The 15,752-nt window shown below is 73.3% G+C and carries 17 protein-coding genes; 3 read left to right on the top strand and 14 right to left on the bottom strand.

Translation table 11 applies throughout. The features are described from left to right. Nucleotides 1–127 precede the first annotated feature (127 nt). On the bottom strand, nucleotides 128–913 hold the full coding sequence (modA, locus tag ACFPCY_RS12260) for a molybdate ABC transporter substrate-binding protein (RefSeq protein ID WP_378255144.1): 786 nt from the start codon (nucleotides 911–913) through the stop codon (nucleotides 128–130). A 38-nt stretch (nucleotides 914–951) separates the two neighbouring features. Beyond that, nucleotides 952–1,344 (bottom strand): helix-turn-helix domain-containing protein, encoded by a 393-nt coding sequence (locus ACFPCY_RS12255; RefSeq protein WP_378254417.1) that lies wholly within the window; start codon nucleotides 1,342–1,344, stop codon nucleotides 952–954. Between the two features lie 235 nt (nucleotides 1,345–1,579). On the opposite strand from ACFPCY_RS12255, the gene ACFPCY_RS12250 reads away from it, so the two are divergent. The 3 genes from ACFPCY_RS12250 to ACFPCY_RS12240 all read left to right on the top strand — a co-directional run bounded on the left by ACFPCY_RS12250 (nucleotide 1,580) and on the right by ACFPCY_RS12240 (nucleotide 3,900). After that, entirely contained in the window at nucleotides 1,580–2,578 is a 999-nt protein-coding gene (locus ACFPCY_RS12250; protein WP_378254415.1) for an alpha/beta hydrolase, read from the top strand. Between the two features lie 18 nt (nucleotides 2,579–2,596). After that, nucleotides 2,597–3,031 (top strand): PPOX class F420-dependent oxidoreductase, encoded by a 435-nt coding sequence (locus ACFPCY_RS12245; protein WP_378254413.1) that lies wholly within the window; start codon nucleotides 2,597–2,599, stop codon nucleotides 3,029–3,031. A 188-nt stretch (nucleotides 3,032–3,219) separates the two neighbouring features. Beyond that, entirely contained in the window at nucleotides 3,220–3,900 is a 681-nt protein-coding gene (locus ACFPCY_RS12240) for a hypothetical protein (RefSeq protein WP_378254411.1), read from the top strand. 100 nt (nucleotides 3,901–4,000) lie between these two features. Here the strand turns inward: ACFPCY_RS12240 and ACFPCY_RS12235 are convergent, their stop codons facing one another. From ACFPCY_RS12235 to ACFPCY_RS12180, 12 genes are all read right to left on the bottom strand, one after another. Further along, on the bottom strand, nucleotides 4,001–4,204 hold the full coding sequence (locus ACFPCY_RS12235; protein ID WP_378254409.1) for a hypothetical protein: 204 nt from the start codon (nucleotides 4,202–4,204) through the stop codon (nucleotides 4,001–4,003). Nucleotides 4,205–4,405: 201 nt separating this feature from the next. After that, nucleotides 4,406–5,791, bottom strand: coding sequence for a ribosome biogenesis GTPase Der (der, locus tag ACFPCY_RS12230; protein WP_378255142.1), 1,386 nt, complete (start codon nucleotides 5,789–5,791; stop codon nucleotides 4,406–4,408). A gap of 116 nt (nucleotides 5,792–5,907) precedes the next feature. Beyond that, nucleotides 5,908–6,570 carry a (d)CMP kinase gene (cmk, locus tag ACFPCY_RS12225; protein WP_378254407.1) on the bottom strand — a complete coding sequence of 221 codons (663 nt, stop codon included), beginning with the start codon at nucleotides 6,568–6,570 and terminating at the stop codon, nucleotides 5,908–5,910. Between the two features lie 118 nt (nucleotides 6,571–6,688). Next, entirely contained in the window at nucleotides 6,689–7,810 is a 1,122-nt protein-coding gene (locus tag ACFPCY_RS12220; RefSeq protein ID WP_378254405.1) for a prephenate dehydrogenase, read from the bottom strand. 214 nt (nucleotides 7,811–8,024) lie between these two features. Further along, entirely contained in the window at nucleotides 8,025–8,387 is a 363-nt protein-coding gene (aroH, locus tag ACFPCY_RS12215) for a chorismate mutase (protein ID WP_378254403.1), read from the bottom strand. Between the two features lie 28 nt (nucleotides 8,388–8,415). Next, a complete protein-coding gene (locus ACFPCY_RS12210; protein WP_378254401.1) occupies nucleotides 8,416–9,147 on the bottom strand; it encodes a pseudouridine synthase in 732 nt (243 codons plus the stop codon). Then, nucleotides 9,144–9,884 (bottom strand): SMC-Scp complex subunit ScpB, encoded by a 741-nt coding sequence (scpB, locus tag ACFPCY_RS12205; RefSeq protein ID WP_378254399.1) that lies wholly within the window; start codon nucleotides 9,882–9,884, stop codon nucleotides 9,144–9,146. The genes ACFPCY_RS12210 and scpB overlap by 4 nt, the downstream gene beginning before the upstream one ends. Next, complete coding sequence (locus ACFPCY_RS12200) at nucleotides 9,877–10,764, bottom strand: segregation and condensation protein A (RefSeq protein ID WP_378255140.1); 888 nt, start codon at nucleotides 10,762–10,764, stop codon at nucleotides 9,877–9,879. The genes scpB and ACFPCY_RS12200 overlap by 8 nt, the downstream gene beginning before the upstream one ends. 92 nt (nucleotides 10,765–10,856) lie before the next feature. Next, on the bottom strand, nucleotides 10,857–11,741 hold the full coding sequence (locus ACFPCY_RS12195; protein WP_378255138.1) for a ParA family protein: 885 nt from the start codon (nucleotides 11,739–11,741) through the stop codon (nucleotides 10,857–10,859). A gap of 164 nt (nucleotides 11,742–11,905) precedes the next feature. Beyond that, entirely contained in the window at nucleotides 11,906–12,832 is a 927-nt protein-coding gene (xerD, locus tag ACFPCY_RS12190) for a site-specific tyrosine recombinase XerD (protein WP_378254397.1), read from the bottom strand. 348 nt (nucleotides 12,833–13,180) lie between these two features. Further along, nucleotides 13,181–13,819, bottom strand: a complete 639-nt coding sequence (locus ACFPCY_RS12185; protein WP_378254394.1) for an NUDIX domain-containing protein — start codon at nucleotides 13,817–13,819, stop codon at nucleotides 13,181–13,183. After that, nucleotides 13,816–15,504 carry a CTP synthase gene (locus ACFPCY_RS12180; RefSeq protein ID WP_378254392.1) on the bottom strand — a complete coding sequence of 563 codons (1,689 nt, stop codon included), beginning with the start codon at nucleotides 15,502–15,504 and terminating at the stop codon, nucleotides 13,816–13,818. Before ACFPCY_RS12180 ends, ACFPCY_RS12185 begins: the two co-directional genes overlap by 4 nt. Between the last annotated feature and the right edge of the window lie 248 nt (nucleotides 15,505–15,752).

The raw sequence follows: 15,752 nt of genomic DNA, 5'->3' as shown, positions 1-15,752 counted from the left end.
AGCCGCGGCCCGCGCGCACGGCCCGCCCTCGTCCGCCCTCGCCCGCGCGTCTGGTCTGCCACCGGTGAGGTGCCGGACCGCCCGCGCGCACGGTCTGGCACCGGCCTTCGGGGTCCGCGCAGTGCGGTCACGGCGACTCGAACCCCGCCGCGCCCAGCGCGGCCTTCCCCGGCTGCGACAGGACGTACTGGACGAACTCCTTGGCCAGCGCGGGCTGCGGGGCCTTGCTGAGCGCGGCGATCGGGTAGTCGTTGACCGCCTTGGCCGACTCGGGAAACTCGATGCCCTGGACCTGCCCGGCGGCGGACTTCGCGTCCGTCCGGTACACGAGCCCCGCGTCGGCCTCGCCGAGCCGGACCTTCGTCAGGACGGCCTTGACGTCCTGCTCCTGCGACACCGGCGTGACCGTGAGGTGCGCGGCGCCCAGCGCCTTCTTCGCGGCGGCCCCGCACGGCACCTGCTCGGCGCACAGCACGACCTTCAGCTTGGACGAGGCGAGGTCGGCGAGCCCGCGCACCTTCCCCGGATCACCCTGCGGGACGGCGATGACCAGCCGGTTCCTGGCGAACACGGTGGGCCGCCCGGACGCGTCGCCCGCGTCCGCCACGGTCTTCATGGTCGTCCCGCTGGCGGCGGCGAACACGTCGGCGGGCGCGCCCTGCGCGATCTGCTGGGCGAGCGTCGAGCTGCCCCCGAAGTCGAACCGGACCCGCACGCCCGGATGCGCGCCCTCGAAGTCCTTGCCGAGCTTGGTGAACGTCTCGGTGAGCGAGGCGGCGGCGAACACGGTCAGCGTCTTGCCCGATCCGCCGCCCTTTCCGCCGGACGAGGACGAGCCGTCCCCGGTGTCCGCGCAGCCGGCAAGGGCCAGCAGCGACAGCGCCGCCACGGCGGCGGCGGGAACGCGCTTCAACACGACGACTCCAAGGGATGGGGGGACACGGCGGGGGATCAACCGGCATCGGGACGTTCGACGACGACGGTGGTCGACTTCACGACGGCCTCGGCGACGACGCCCACCTCCAGGCCCAGTTCCTCGGCGGCCTCGCGGCTCATGAGCGAGACGACCCGGAACGGCCCGGCCTGGATCTCGACCTTCGCCATGACGGTGTCGAGGACCACGTCGGTGACGATCCCGCGCATCCGGTTCCGCGCGGAGGAGAAGCTCCCGCCCTGCTCGCGCCCCTGGCCCCGGACGAAGGCGGCCAGGTCGGCGCCGGGCACGATGCGGTGCCCGTGCTCGTCCCGCACGGCGGGCAGGCGTCCGCCGTCCACCCACCGGCGCACGGTGTCGGCGCTGACCCCGAGCAGGGCCGCGGCCTCGCTGATCCGGAAGCTCGTCACGCAGAACACCCTAAACCCTCGCAACTGCGAGGCACATCTGGAGAATCACCCAGAAGGTGCAAGCCGAATATGTCGATGTGTATGGCTTTTGCTCCAGGGACTCGCGGGCCGCGCCGTCACCGTCCGGAGGCATTCGGGTGAGAGGCAGGGCACCGGAGTGAGCGCTTGTTCGCGACCGCCGCCCGGTGGGACGATCAGAATCACGTTCGGAACCGGCCGGAGGCGAGGAGCGACCGTGACGCGTGCGGAACCCACCACCCTGGTGATCGACAGGCGCGGGACGGCGAGCCTGCGGTCGCGGGCCCTCGCGGCCGGGGTGCGCCGGCTGCTCGCGCCCCGGCTGGCCAAGGCGGCGGCGCGCCCGCCGGACGACCGGGCGCTGCGCCGGGCCGCCCTGCTGGACGGCCTGGCCGGACGCGCCCGTCCGCCGCGCGGCGCGCGCTTCGAGCCGGTGGCGTTCGACGGCTTCGGCGCCGAATGGACGCACGGGCCGGGCGTCGGGCGCGAGCGCGACCAGGCGATCCTCTACCTGCACGGCGGCGGCTGGGTCTCCTGCGGGTTGAACACGCACCGCCGGATGGTGTCGCGGTTCAGCGCCGCCGCCGGAGTCCCGGCCCTGGCGGTGGACTACCGGATGATCCCCGCCGTCCCGTTCGAGGAGGAGGTCGAGGACTGCCTGACCGCCTACCGGAGCCTCCTGGACGGCCGGGAGGCGTCCGACATCGTGATCATGGGCGACTCGGCGGGCGGGTACCTCACGTTCGCGACCGCGCTGCGCGCCCGCGAGGAGGGCCTGCCGCTGCCCGCCGCGCTGGTCGCGCTGTCGCCCATGCTCGACATGGACCTCACCGACAAGCTCGCGCACGCGAACATGGAGCTCGACCCGTCCGCGCCGGGGCCGCTGCTGGAGTGGCTGGTGCGCGGCTTCCTCGGCCACCTGGACCTCGCCGACCCGGCGGTCTCGCCGATCCGCGCGGACCTCGCCGGGCTGCCGCCCGTCCTGCTCACGGCCGGGTCGACCGAGCTGCTCTACTGCGACGCCGAGATCATGGCGCGGCGGCTCGCGGCGGCGGGCGTCCCGGCGACGCTCCAGGTCTGGGACCGGCAGCTGCACGTGTTCCAGATGTTCGGCCCGCTGCTGCCCGAGTCCCGGGCGGCGATCGCCGAGATGGGCGCGTTCGTCCGGCGCGCGTTCGGGCAGCGGGCGGACGGGCTTGACCTCAAGTCATGTTGAGGTCCTAGCGTCGCGGGCATGACCACGACGACCACACCTTTCACCGCTGCCGAGCGCGCCTACCTGGCCACGCAGAACCTCGGACGCCTCGCCACCACCGGCCCCGACGGGACGCCGAACGTCCGGCCGGTCGGGTTCCGGCTGAACGACGACGGCACGATCGACATCGGCGGGCCGAACAACGCCGCGAGCCGCAAGTACCGCAACGCGCAGGCCCGCCCGAACGTGTCCTTCCTGGTGGACGACATGACGCGCGCCGACGACCCGGACGCCGTCCGGCCCGGATGGGGACGCGGCGTCGAGATCCGGGGACGGGCGGAGTTCGTGAAGGGCCGCATGCACATCGGCGAGGGCTTCTTCAGCGACGACCTGATCCGGATCCACCCGGTCCGGATCATCAGCTGGCACATCGACCCGGAGAACCCGGACGGCTCGTCCCGAACGGTGGCCTAAGCGACCGGCGACCGGCGACCGACGGCCGGCGACCGGCGAGCAGGGACCGGCGCCGGCGACCGGCGACCGGCGACCGGCGAGCAGGGACCGGCGCCGGCGGCCGGGCGGAGCGCCCGCATGAAGCGAGAGACGGAGGGTAAAGGCGAGTTCAAAACTCGATATATCCGACCTCTCGGGAGGCGGCGATCATGACCGGGACCATGCGGGTGCCACGAAGCCGCGGCGCGTTCAGCGGAGTGCTGCTCGTGCTGCTGGGACTCTGGGGGGCGCTGCTGCCCTTCGTCGGGCCGTACGCGCACTTCGGCTTCCACCCGGACGAGACCTGGATCTACGGGACGGACCGGCTCGAGCTGTGCATCGCGCCCGGCGCGGCGACCGCGATCGGCGGACTGATCACGCTGTCCAGCAGGCACCGGGCGCTCGCCTCGTTCGGCGGCTGGCTCGCGGCGCTCGGCGGCGCCTGGTTCGTGATCGGGCCGCAGGTGGCCGTCCTGTGGGACGTGCACGGCATCGGCGACCCGCTCGGCACGACCAGGGCGCGGCATCTGGCCGAGCAGCTCACCGGCTTCTCGGCGCTCGGGGTCGCGATCGTGTTCCTGGCGGCGCTGGCGCTCGGCCGGTTCGCGGTCGTCGGCGTCCGTGAGGCGATGTCCGAGACGGCCCGGACATCCGAGACGGCCCGGACGTCCGAGACGCGCAGGACGCCCGAGACGCGCAGGACGCCCGAGACGCCCGAGGAGTCCGCGCCGCCGCGAGGGAGCTCGGACGCCACGCAGCCGTTCGGCCGTCCGACCGTCGGCCGCTACGCCCGCCAGCCCCAGCCGGACGGCCCGGACCGCCGCGTGGCCCCCGACGAGCCCGGCGTCTGACCGGCCGCGTCTGACGAGTCCGGCGTCTGACGAGTCCGGCGTCTGACGAGTCCGGCGTCTGACGAGTCCGGCGTCTGACGAGTCCGGCGCCTGACGACGGTCAGCGGTTGCGGCTGCGCATGTTGCGGACGGACTTGGTCGTCTCGAAGCTGTGCTTCTCGTCGTCGTTGGCGACGTCGTCCCGGTCGGTGAACATGCCGACGAACAGGACGAGCAGGCCGACCGCGCCGATCCAGGGTTGCTGCCAGTAGAAACCGGCCGCCACGAAAGCGGCGGCAGCGAGCACCAACAGCAGAAGCTTCACGTCGCACCCCTCGTCCCGCGCCCAGACCCTCGTCGTCCTCACGCCCAATAGACCACGAGTCCAATAGGACGGTCAACGAGTAATGGAGGACTTACTCGCCGGGCGCTGGGATGCATCCTGACACGCCGAGGCCCGTCCGGGGAACCCCGGACGGGCCTCGCGACTACTCGCGCTTGCCGCGCCTACTCGCGCCCGCCGCGCCTACTTGCGCTTGCCGCGCTTCTCGCGGATCTTCATGGTCACCGCGATCGGCGTGCCCTCGAAGCCGAACTCCTCGCGCAGCCGCCGCTCGATGTACCGGCGGTAGCCCTCCTCCAGGAACCCGGAGGTGAACAGGACGAACCGGGGCTGCCGGACGCCCGCCTGCGTCGCGAACAGCACCCGCGGCTGCTTGCCGCCGCGGATCGGGTGCGGGTGCGAGGAGACCAGGTCGGCGAAGAACTGGTTCAGCTTGGACGTCGGGACGCGCTTCTCCCAGCCCGCCAGCGCCGTCTCGATCGCCGGGACGAGCTTCTCCATGTGCCGCCCGGTGCGGGCCGACACGTTCACCCGCGGCGCCCAGCGGGCGTTGTGCAGCTGCCGGTCGATCTCGCGCTCCAGGTAGTGGCGGCGCTCCTCGTCCAGCAGGTCCCACTTGTTGTAGGCGATGACGAGGGCCCGGCCGGACTCGATCACCATCGAGATGATCCGCAGGTCCTGCTCGGCGAGCGGCTCGGTGGCGTCGATCATCACGACCGCGACCTCGGCCCGCTCCAGCGCCGACTGGGTGCGCAGCGTCGCGTAGAAGTCGGCGCCCTGGTTCTCCCGGTGCCGGCGGCGGATCCCGGCGGTGTCGATGAACCGCCAGGTCTTGCCGCCGAGCTCGATCTCCTCGTCGATCGGGTCGCGGGTGGTGCCCGCGACCGAGTCGACGACGACCCGCTTCTCCCCCGCGAGCTGGTTCAGCAGGCTGGACTTGCCGACGTTCGGACGGCCCAGCAGCGCCACCCGGCGCGGCCCGCCCGCCTCGACGCCGAACCGCTCCCGCGGCGGCTGCTCGGGCAGCGCCTCCAGCACGGCGTCCAGCAGGTCGCCGGAGCCGCGCCCGTGCACGGCGCTGACCGGGTGCGGCTCGCCGATGCCGAGGCTCCACAGCAGCGCCGCGTCCGACTCGGTGCCGACGTTGTCGACCTTGTTGGCGACCAGCACCACCGGCTTGCCGGACCGGCGCAGGATCTCCACCACGGCCTCGTCCACGTCGGTCGCGCCGACCGTGGCGTCCACGACGAACATCACCACGTCGGCGAGGTCCACCGCCATCCGGGCCTGCTCGGCGATCGCGGCGGCCAGGCCCGCGGCGTCCGGCAGCCAGCCGCCGGTGTCCACGACGGTGAACCGGCGGCCGGACCAGGTCGCGTCGTAGGCGACCCGGTCCCGGGTCACGCCCGGCACGTCCTCCACCACGGCCTCGCGGCGGCCGATGATCCGGTTGACCAGGGTGGACTTGCCGACGTTCGGCCGGCCCACCACGGCCACCACCGGCACGGGACCCTCGTCCTCCCCCGGGGCGCCGGTGAAGCCCTCGTCGAAGCCCTCGGCCGCCGCGATCTCGGCGGCGTCGAAGTCGTATTCGCTGTCAGTCACGTTGATGTCCCCGCTCGCCGGTCGGGTACGCCTCCCGGCGTCCCCCGGCTCGCTCGTGCGCTCGTTGCCGAGCCCGGTGCTCAGTTCTGCTGTTCGGCGAGGCGGACGACCGCCTCGATCACCTCGTCGAGGCTCAGCTCGGTCGAGTCGATCTCGTGCGCGTCCGCCGCCTTGGCCAGCGGGGACGCCTTACGGGTGGAGTCGAGCCGGTCGCGCCGCGCCTGCTCGGCCCGCGTGACCGCCACCGACGCGCCCGGGTCGGCCGCCAGGTCCTTGGCCCGGCGGGCGGCCCGCGCCTCCTCGCTGGCGGTCAGGTACACCTTCACCGGCGCGTCCGGCGCGACGACCGTGCCGATGTCGCGGCCCTCCACCACGATCCCCCCGGCACCGATGATCTCACGCTGGAGCTCGACCAGCCGCGCCCGGACCGCCGGAACCCGGCTCACCGCGCTGACGGCGTTGGTGACCTCGCGGGTGCGGATCGGCTCGGACACGTCCTCGCCGTCCGCCTCGATGGTCGGCCGGTCCGGGTCGGTGCCGGACCTCAGCACCGGCTCGGCCGCGCGGGCCGCGACCGCCGCGCCGTCCTCCACGTCCACGCCGTGCCGCAGCATCCACCACGTCATGGCGCGGTACATCGCGCCGGTGTCGAGGTAGCGCAGGCCGAGGGCCCGGGCCACGCCCTTGGAGGCGCTGGACTTGCCGGACCCGGACGGGCCGTCCATGGCGATGACGAGCGACACGATCGCTCCCTTTCGGTGTCTGTGGCGGTGCGGAGGGGGGCGGGCGCCGGGCGCCCGCGGCCGTGCCGGGCGCGGGCCCGCAGTTGCTCGGTGCCCGGCCAGCGTTCCAGGGTACCGGTCAGCCGGGCACCGACCAGCCGCGCGCGCGCAGCTCGTCGGCCAGCCTCGCGGCCTCCTCGGGCTGGACCGACAGCTCCAGCACACCGACCGGACGGCCCGGCGAGTGCTCGATCGAGACGTCCTCGACGTTGACCCCGGCGATGGTCGCCGCCTGGAAGATCATCGCCAGTTCGCCCGGACGGTCCGGGATGACGACGGTGACCGTGGCGTAGCTGCGCTGGTCGCCGCCGTGCTTGCCCGGGATGCGGGCCCGCCCGGCGTTGCCGCGCAGCAGCAGGTCGGCCACGTGCGTCGCGGCGCCCTCGCTGCCGTCGCGCAGCAGCGAGGCGGCCACCGCGAGGTCGGTCGCGACGGCCTCCAGGACGTCCGCGACCGGCTCGGCGTTGGCCGCGAGGATGCCGATCCACAGCCTCGGGTCGGACGCGGCGATCCGGGTGACGTCCCGGACGCCCTGCCCGGCGAGGCCGAGCGCGGTGTCGTCCGCGCCGGTCAGCCGGGCCGCGACCGCCGCCGACACCACGTGCGGGGCGTGCGACACGAGGGCGACCGACCGGTCGTGGTGCTCGGCGTCCACGGTGACCGGCATGGCCCCGCAGAGCCGCGCCAGGCCCTCGACCGCCGCGACGGCCGCCGGAGCGGTGGCCTCGGCCGGGCACAGCGCCCACGGACGGCCGAGGAACAGGTCGTCGCGGGCCGCGGACGGCCCGGACCGCTCCCGCCCGGCGAGCGGGTGGCCCGGCACGTAGGAGGCCAGCTCGCAACCCAGCTCGGCCGCCTGCGCGAGCGGCAGCGCCTTCACGCTCGCCACGTCGGTGTAGACCTCCGCCAGGCGGCGCTTCTGCGCGTCCAGCAGGGTCACCGCGACGGCGGCGGGCGGGACGGCGATCACCGCGAGGTCGGCGGGCCCGTCGAGACCGCCGTCCGGCAGCGGCTCGCCCGCGCCGATCTGCACGGCCACGTCGAGCGCGGCGGCGTCCCGGTCGGACAGATAGACCTCCGAACCCCGTCCGCGCAGGGCCAGCGCGATCGACGTGCCGATCAGGCCGGTGCCGACGACGACCACGCGGCCGGGGCCGCGCTCGCCGTTTCCGGGACGCTCGGGGACTGGGGTCTCTGCCACCGATCCAGCCTACTGGCCCCGGACGGCAGCCCGGTCCCGCCGGGCCGCGCCGCACCCCACTCCGTCCCGTCTCGCGCCGCGCCGCGCCCCGTCCCGCCTCGCGGCGCGGCCCGTCCCGCCTCGCGGCGCGGCCCGTCCCGGGCCCGCGTCCGAGCTTCGCGCGCGCTTTGCCGGGCCGATCCCCGGACCGCGCGGGCCGGGCGGGCCGGGCGGGCTACTGGGCGATGTCGAGGCGCAGGGCCGCGGCACCGCGCAGGTAGACGTGCTGGATCTCGGCCCGCGGCCGGTCGGTCTCCACGTGCGCCATCAGCCGGATCACGCGGGGCAGCCCGTGCGGGACGGCGATCTCGCTCGCGCACATCAGCGGGACCTCCTGGAAGCCCAGCTTGCGCGCGGCGAGCGCCGGGAACTCGGCGGTCAGGTCCGGCGTGGCGGTGAACAGCACGCTGATCACGTCGTCGGTGCCGAGGCCGTTGCGCCCCATCACCTCGCCGACCAGCTCGGTGGTCGCGGCCAGGATCTCGTCCCGGTCGTCGGCCTCCACCTGGGTCGCGCCCCGGATCGCCCGCACCGCCATGATCCCCTCCCGTCCTACAGGTCCCGTCCTACAGGTCGACGGCCTTGTACAGCTCACCGACCTCGCGGACGGTCAGGGCCCGCATGTGGCCGGGCTTGAGCACGCCGAGCTTGAGCGGTCCGAACTCTACGCGAGCGAGCTGCTGGACCGGGAACCCGACCTCCTTCAGCAGCCGCCGGACGATGTGCTTGCGGCCCTCGTGCAGGGTGATCTCCACCAGGATCCGCCGGCCGACCTGATCGAAGATGCGGAACCTGTCCGCCTTGGCGAAGCCGTCCTCCAGCTCGACGCCCTGCCGCAGCCGGCGGCCGAGGTCGCGCGGGATCGGGCCGTGGATCTCGGCCAGGTAGGTCTTGCTCACGCCGAAGCTCGGGTGGGTCAGCCGGTGCGCCAGCTCGCCGTCGTTGGTGAGCAGGATCAGGCCCTCGGTGTCGGTGTCGAGCCGGCCGACGTGGAACAGCCGCTCGGGCACCTCCACGTACTCGGCCAGGGACTTGCGTCCGCGCTCGTCCTTCATCGTGGACACCACGCCGCGCGGCTTGTTAATCATGTAGTAGCGCATCTCCGACCGGGTCTCCACCCGGCGGCCGTCCACCCTGATCACGTCGCGCTCGGGGTCCACCCGCTCGCCGAACCGGAACACCCGCTCGCCGTTGACCTCGACCCGGCCCTCGCCGATCAGTTCCTCGCAGTGGCGGCGGCTGCCGATCCCGGCCTCGGCCAGGACCTTCTGCAGGCGTACGCCCTCGTTGTCGCTCACGCTTCCTCGACTATCTCTTCTGGCAGGTCTTCGGGCAGGTAGGGGGCCAGCTCCGGCAGCTCGTCCAGGTCGCGCAGCCCCAGTCGCTCCAGGAAGTACCCGGTGGTTCGGAAAAGGGTGGCCTGGGACTCGGGATCCTGCCCGGCCTCCTCGATCAGGCCGCGCAGCGCCAGGGTCCGCATGACCCCGTCGCTGTTGACCCCGCGCACCGCCGAGACCCGGGCCCGGCTGACCGGCTGGCGGTAGGCCACCACCGCCAGGGTCTCCAGCGCCGCCTGGGTCAGGCGTGCCTGCTGCCCGTCGGTGACGAACCTCTCCACCACCGGCGCGCATATGTCACGAGTGTAGAAGCGCCAGCCACCCGCCACGTCCCTCAGGTCGAACCCGCGGCCCTGCGCGGTGTATTCCGCGGCCAGCTCGCGCAGCGTGGCGGCGATCTCCGGGACGGGCCGCTCCAGCAGCTGGGCGAGCGTGATCTCGGCCACGGGCTCGTCCACGACCAGCAGGATCGCCTCGATCTGGGCCCGCAGCGACGGTCCGTCCTCCCCGTCCGAACTCGCTTCCCCGGCTCCGGATTCCCGCTCGGGGCCGTTCTCCGATTCCCCCGCGAATTCGGATCCGATTCCGCGTTCAGGAGCGGATGAGCCTTCGGAAGCGGATTCGCCTTCGGGAGCGGATTCGCCTTCGGGAGCAGGGGCGTCCTCGGCGGTGCGGTGGTCCTCGGGGTGATCAGTCATCGGCGGCTTCCTCGGTCTCGTCGGACGGCGCGGCCTCGACTTCGCGGGCGCCCTCGTAGTCGTCGCCGACACGGACCTCCCCCTCGTCGGTGCCCGTCCAGGTCACGTTCAGGACGCCGAGCGGCTCGTCCTGCTCGAAGGTCACGGCGCGCTCGCGGTACAGCTCCAGCAGGGCCAGGAACCGGGCGACGACCTCGAAGGTGCCCTCGGCGTCGTCGGTGAGCTGCTCGAAGGTGGCACGGCGCAGCGCGCGCAGCTTGGCGACGACCACCTCGGCCTGCTCGCGGACGCTCGCCTTCGGCTGGTACATGTGCTCGACGCTGACGCCCGGCGGCGTCTTCGGCGTGAACACCTTGGCCGCGAGCCGCGCGAACTGGTCGGGGCCGAGGCCGATCAGCACCTCCGGCAGCAGGTTCGCGAACCGCGGCTCCATCGGGACGATCCGGGGGAACCGGCGGGCCGCGTCGGCCATCCGGGCCGACAGGGTCTTGGCGACCTCCTTGTACGCGCGGTACTGGAGCAGCCGGGCGAACAGCAGGTCGCGGGCCTCCAGGAGGGCGAGGTCCTCCTCGTCGTCCACCTCGCCGGACGGCAGCAGCCGGGCCGCCTTGAGGTCGAGCAGGGTCGCCGCGACGAGCAGGAAGTGGCTGGCCTGGTCGAGGTCCCAGTCCTTGCCGTGGGCGCGGATGTGGGCGATGAAGTCGTCGGTGACCTTGTGCAGCGACACCTCGGTGATGTCGAGCTTGTGCTTGGAGATCAGCCCCAGGAGCAGGTCGAACGGGCCCTGGAAGTTGTCCAGCTCGACCCGGAAGCCCTTGCCGTCGTCGTCGGACGCGCCGTCGGCGTCGGGGGGTGCCTGGTCGGAGGGCGCGTCGGCCATCGGGTCGGCCTCGGCCTTCCGGTCGGCCTTCGTCAGGGGCGGGGCGGGCTGGTGCACGGGGAGAACGGTACCGAGCGGGGGCGGACGCCCGCTCAGGCCTCCGGCTTCCAGCGTTGCAGCACCTCGCGGGCCAGGCTGCGGTAGGCGTTGGCGCCCATCGAGGACGGGTCGAAGTAGGTGATCGGCTCGCCCGCGACGGTGGCGTCCGGGAACCGGACGGTGCGGTTGATCACGGTGTGGAACACCTTGTCGCCGAACGCCTCGACGATGCGGCCGAGCACCTCGCGGGTGTGCAGGGTGCGCGAGTCGTACATGGTGCCGAGGACGCCGTCGATGGCGAGCGACGGGTTGATGCGCTGCTGGACCTTGTCGATGGTCTCCATGAGCAGCGCCACCCCGCGCATGGCGAAGTACTCGCACTCCAGCGGGATGAGCACGCCCTCGCTCGCGGCGAGCGCGTTGACGGTCAGCAGGCCCAGGGACGGCTGGCAGTCGATGAGGATGTAGTCGTAGTGCGGGACGGCCGACTTCAGCGCCCCGGCGAGGATGTACTCGCGGCCGACCTCGTGCACGAGCTGCACTTCGGCGCCGGACAGGTCGATGTTGGACGGCAGCAGGTCCATCCCGTCGACGCCGGTCTCGATGACCACGTCCTCCCACTCGGTGTCGCGTTCGAGCAGCAGGTTGTGGATGGTGACGTCGAGCTGGCGGGGGTCGCCCTTGCCGAGGCCCACCGACAGGGCGCCCTGCGGGTCGAAGTCGACCAGCAGCACGCGGCGGCCGTACTCGGCCAGCGCGGCGCCCAGGTTGATGGTGGTGGTCGTCTTGCCGACGCCGCCCTTCTGGTTGCAGATCGACACGATCCGCGCCGGGCCGTGCTCGGCGAGGGGCTCGGGATCCGGGAAGACCGGGACGGGGCGTTGCGTCGGGCCCAGGGCACGACTCGGGTCGGTCTCGATGGTGGCGGAGGACAGCATGCCCTCCGTAGCCCGTGTGCTCGTCACCAGATCCCTCCCCGGCGGCCTGAAAATGCCTACCAGAACGGGGACTCTATGGCCCCGCCGCCGCCGTCTCAAGCCGACTCGCGGTCGATGCGTCGCGTTTTGTCAGCCGCTCTTGTCAGCCGCGCGCCCGCGGATGCTCAGCCGCGCGCCCGCGGATGCGACGTGGCGTAGACCTCGCGCAACAGTTGAACCGTTACGAGAGTGTAGACCTGGGTCGTCGTCACCGAGGCGTGACCGAGCAATTCCTGGACGACCCTCACGTCGGCGCCGCCGTCCAGCAGATGCGTCGCGAAGGAATGGCGCAAGGTGTGCGGTGACACGTCGGTCAGTTTCGCGCGGTCGGCGGCGGCTCTGAGGACCATCCACGCGCCCTGCCGGGAGAGGCGTCCGCCGCGCGCGTTGAGGAAGAGGGCGGGGCCGCCGCGTCCGGTGCCCGCCAGTTCGGGACGCGCGCGCACGAGGTACGCCTCGACGGCCCGCCGCGCGTACTCGCCGATCGGGACGATCCGGGTCTTGCCGCCCTTACCGGACACGCGTGCGAAGCCCTCGGCGAGGTCGACGTCGTCCACGTCCAGGCCGACGGCCTCGGAGATGCGCGCACCCGAGCCGTAGAGCAGCTCCAGCAGGGCGCGGTCGCGGAGCGCGCGGGCGGCGGCGGTGGCGTCCCCGCCGTCCCCCTCCCCCGGCCCGGAGGCGGCGTTGAGCAGGCGCTCCACCTCGGCGAGCGAGATCGCCTTCGGCAGCCGCCGGGGCGGCGTGGGGGGCCTGACCTCGCGCGCCGGGTCGTCCGCCGCGAGGCCCTCGCGCAGCGCGAACCGGTGCAGCCCCCGGACGGCCACCACCGCGCGGGCCGCCGACCCGGCCGAGAGCGGCGGGTGGTCGGCGTCGCCCTCCCGCAGCCCGACCAGGAACGCGCGGACGTCGTCCTCGGTGACCCGGGCGATGTCGGCGCGCCCGCGCGCGGCCAGCACCTCGACGTAGCGGCGCAGGTCGCGCCGGTAGGAGCTGAGGGTGTTGGCGGCGAGGCCCCGCTCGACGGCCAGGTGCCCGAGGTAGGTGCGCACGGCGGACTCCAGCGCCGTCCCGGACGCGCCCTCCGGGGCGGCGCTCTCGGCGCGCGCGCCGCTGCGGCCGGTCGTGCTCGGTGTCAGTGGGGGACCTCGTTCCGGACGCGTCGCGCGGGCGGACGGTCCGCCGCGCCGGGTCGCTCCCGTCCCGCCGGGCGGGGGGCCCGCGCCCCATCATGCCCCCTCGCGAGCACCGGGGTTACGTCAACGCCCCGCCGTCCGGCAGGACGGCGGGGCGTGGCGGTAACGATTCGGCGATGACGGCCGACGGCCGCCGGCCGCCGATGCCGGGAGAGCGGTCCCGAGGGCGGTCCCGCAAGGGCGGTGCCGCGAGGTGCCGGACGGTCAGCCCTCCGGCGCCTCGACGGGACGCAGGCCGGTGAAACCGTCGGCGCGGGCCGCGTGCGCGGCGAGCACCCCGGACACGGCGATCATGTTGTGCAGCTCGCCGGCCAGCGCCTTGCGGACGGCCTCGGCCAGCGGCACCCACACCACCGGCATGTCGGCCTCCTCGTGCACCCGCTCGAAGTCGATCTCGTCGTCGGGCACCCGGACCAGGTCGCGGGCGAGGAAGATCCGGGTCCGCTCGTCCGACATGCCGGACGAGGGGAACAGGTCGAGCAGGACGTCCCAGCGCCCGGCCCGGTACCCGGCCTCCTCCAGCAGCTCGCGGGCGGCGAGCGTGTGCAGCGGCTCGCCGTCCACGTCGCGGAGCCCGGCGGGGGCCTCCCACAGGTAGTGCCCGACCGGGTGCCGGTACTGGCGCAGCAGCAGGACGCGGTCCCGGTCGTCCAGGGCGAGGATGCCGACCGAGCCGGGATGCTCGATCACGTCCCGGCCGACGACCTCGGTCCCGTCGCCCTTCGGCATGCGGACCCGGTCCCGCCGGACGCGGAAGACGTGCCCGGAGAAGACCTCCTCGGCGCCCTCGGTGGGCCAGCGCTCGGGGACGTCCCGGACGTCCCCGACCCCGAACCCGGTCACGGCGCGGTCGTCGCGGAGGCGGCCGCCCGGCGGGCGTCGGCGTAGTCGATCGCGGCGGCGACCAGGCCCGCGAACAGCGGGTGCGGGCGGGTCGGGCGGGACCGGAACTCCGGGTGCGCCTGGGTGCCGACGAAGAACGGGTGCGCCTCGCGGGGCAGCTCCACGTACTCGACCAGCCGCCCGTCCGGGGACAGGCCGGAGAACCGCAGGCCGGTCGCCTCCAGTTGCGCGCGGTAGGCGTTGTTCACCTCGTAGCGGTGCCGGTGCCGCTCGGACGCCTTCGCCTCGCCGTACAGCTCGCGGACGATGGACCCCTCGGCGAGGTCGGCCGGGTAGAGGCCGAGCCGCATCGTGCCGCCCATGTCGCGCTCGCCGGACACCACGTCCAGCTGGTCGGCCATGGTCGCGATGACGGGGTGCGCGGTGGCCGGGTCGAACTCGGCGCTGCCCGCGTCCGGCATGTCGCCCAGGTTCCGGGCGGCCTCGATGACCATGCACTGGAGGCCGAGGCAGATGCCGAGCAGCGGGATCCGGTTCTCGCGGGCGTACCGGATCGCGCCGAGCTTGCCCTCGATGCCGCGCACGCCGAAGCCCCCGGGGATGAGGACGCCGTCCACGCCGTCCAGCTCGCGCTTGGCACCCTCCGGCGTCTCGCAGTCGTCGGACTTGACCCAGCGGATCGTCACGCGGGCGTCGTTGCCGAACCCGCCGTGCCGCAGCGCCTCGGTGACCGACAGGTACGCGTCGGGCAGGTCGATGTACTTGCCGACCAGCGCGATCGTGACCTCGCGGGACGGCTGGTGGACGTGCTGGAGCAGCTCGTCCCAGGAGCCCCAGTCGACGTCCCGGAAGGGCAGGCCGAGCCGCTGCACGACGTAGGCGTCCAGGCCCTCGGCGTGGAGGACCTTCGGGATGTCGTAGATGCTGGCGGCGTCCACCGCCGAGACCACGGCCTCGCGGTCCACGTCGCACATCAGGCTGATCTTCTGCTTCAGCCCCTCGGTGATCGGCCGGTCGGAGCGGCACACGATCGCGTCCGGCTGGATGCCGATGGAGCGCAGCGCCGACACCGAGTGCTGGGTCGGCTTGGTCTTCAGCTCGCCGGACGGCCCGATGTAGGGCAGCAGCGAGACGTGCAGGAAGAAGCAGTTGTCCCGGCCGATCTCGTGCCGGATCTGCCGGACGGCCTCCAGGAACGGCAGCGACTCGATGTCGCCGACCGTGCCGCCGACCTCGGTGATGACCAGGTCGACCTCCTGGCCGTCGGCCATGCCGCGGATGCGGTCCTTGATCTCGTTGGTGATGTGCGGGATGACCTGGACCGTGTCGCCGAGGTACTCGCCGCGCCGCTCCTTGGCGATCACGTTCGAGTAGACCTGGCCGGTGGTGACGTTGGCCGATCCGTGCAGCTCGGTGTCCAGGAAGCGCTCGTAGTGGCCGACGTCCAGGTCGGTCTCGGCGCCGTCGTCGGTGACGAAGACCTCACCGTGCTGGAACGGGTTCATCGTTCCGGGGTCGACGTTGAGGTAGGGGTCGAGCTTCTGCATGGTGACCCGCAGGCCGCGCAGTGCGAGGAGTCGTCCCAGGCTGGAGGCCGTCAGTCCCTTGCCGAGGCTGGAGGCGACACCGCCGGTGACGAAGAGATGCTTGGTAGGACGCGAGCTACCAGTGGTGGCCGAAGGCAAGAAGAACTCTCCCGTGGTCGAAACGAGGCGGATGAACCGGAGATCGGTCCCGCACTGTCCACGGGCCACCAGGATATCATCCGCCGACCGTGCGACATCCGGGACGGCCCCGTCCGGGCGTGTCCCGCCCTGAAACGGCACGCCGAACCGGACGCGGCGCACGTTCCAGGCCCACTCGACGCGGCGACACGAGCGATTCGCCGCCAGGCCCCCGAGTGACGCCTGATGCCCTGCGAGGCGGCGTCCCC

This window comes from Actinomadura gamaensis (assembly GCF_042652125.1).
In the GTDB taxonomy this organism is placed as follows: Bacteria; Actinomycetota; Actinomycetes; order Streptosporangiales; family Streptosporangiaceae; genus Spirillospora; species Spirillospora gamaensis.
This window is presented reverse-complemented; position numbering and strand designations above follow the sequence as displayed.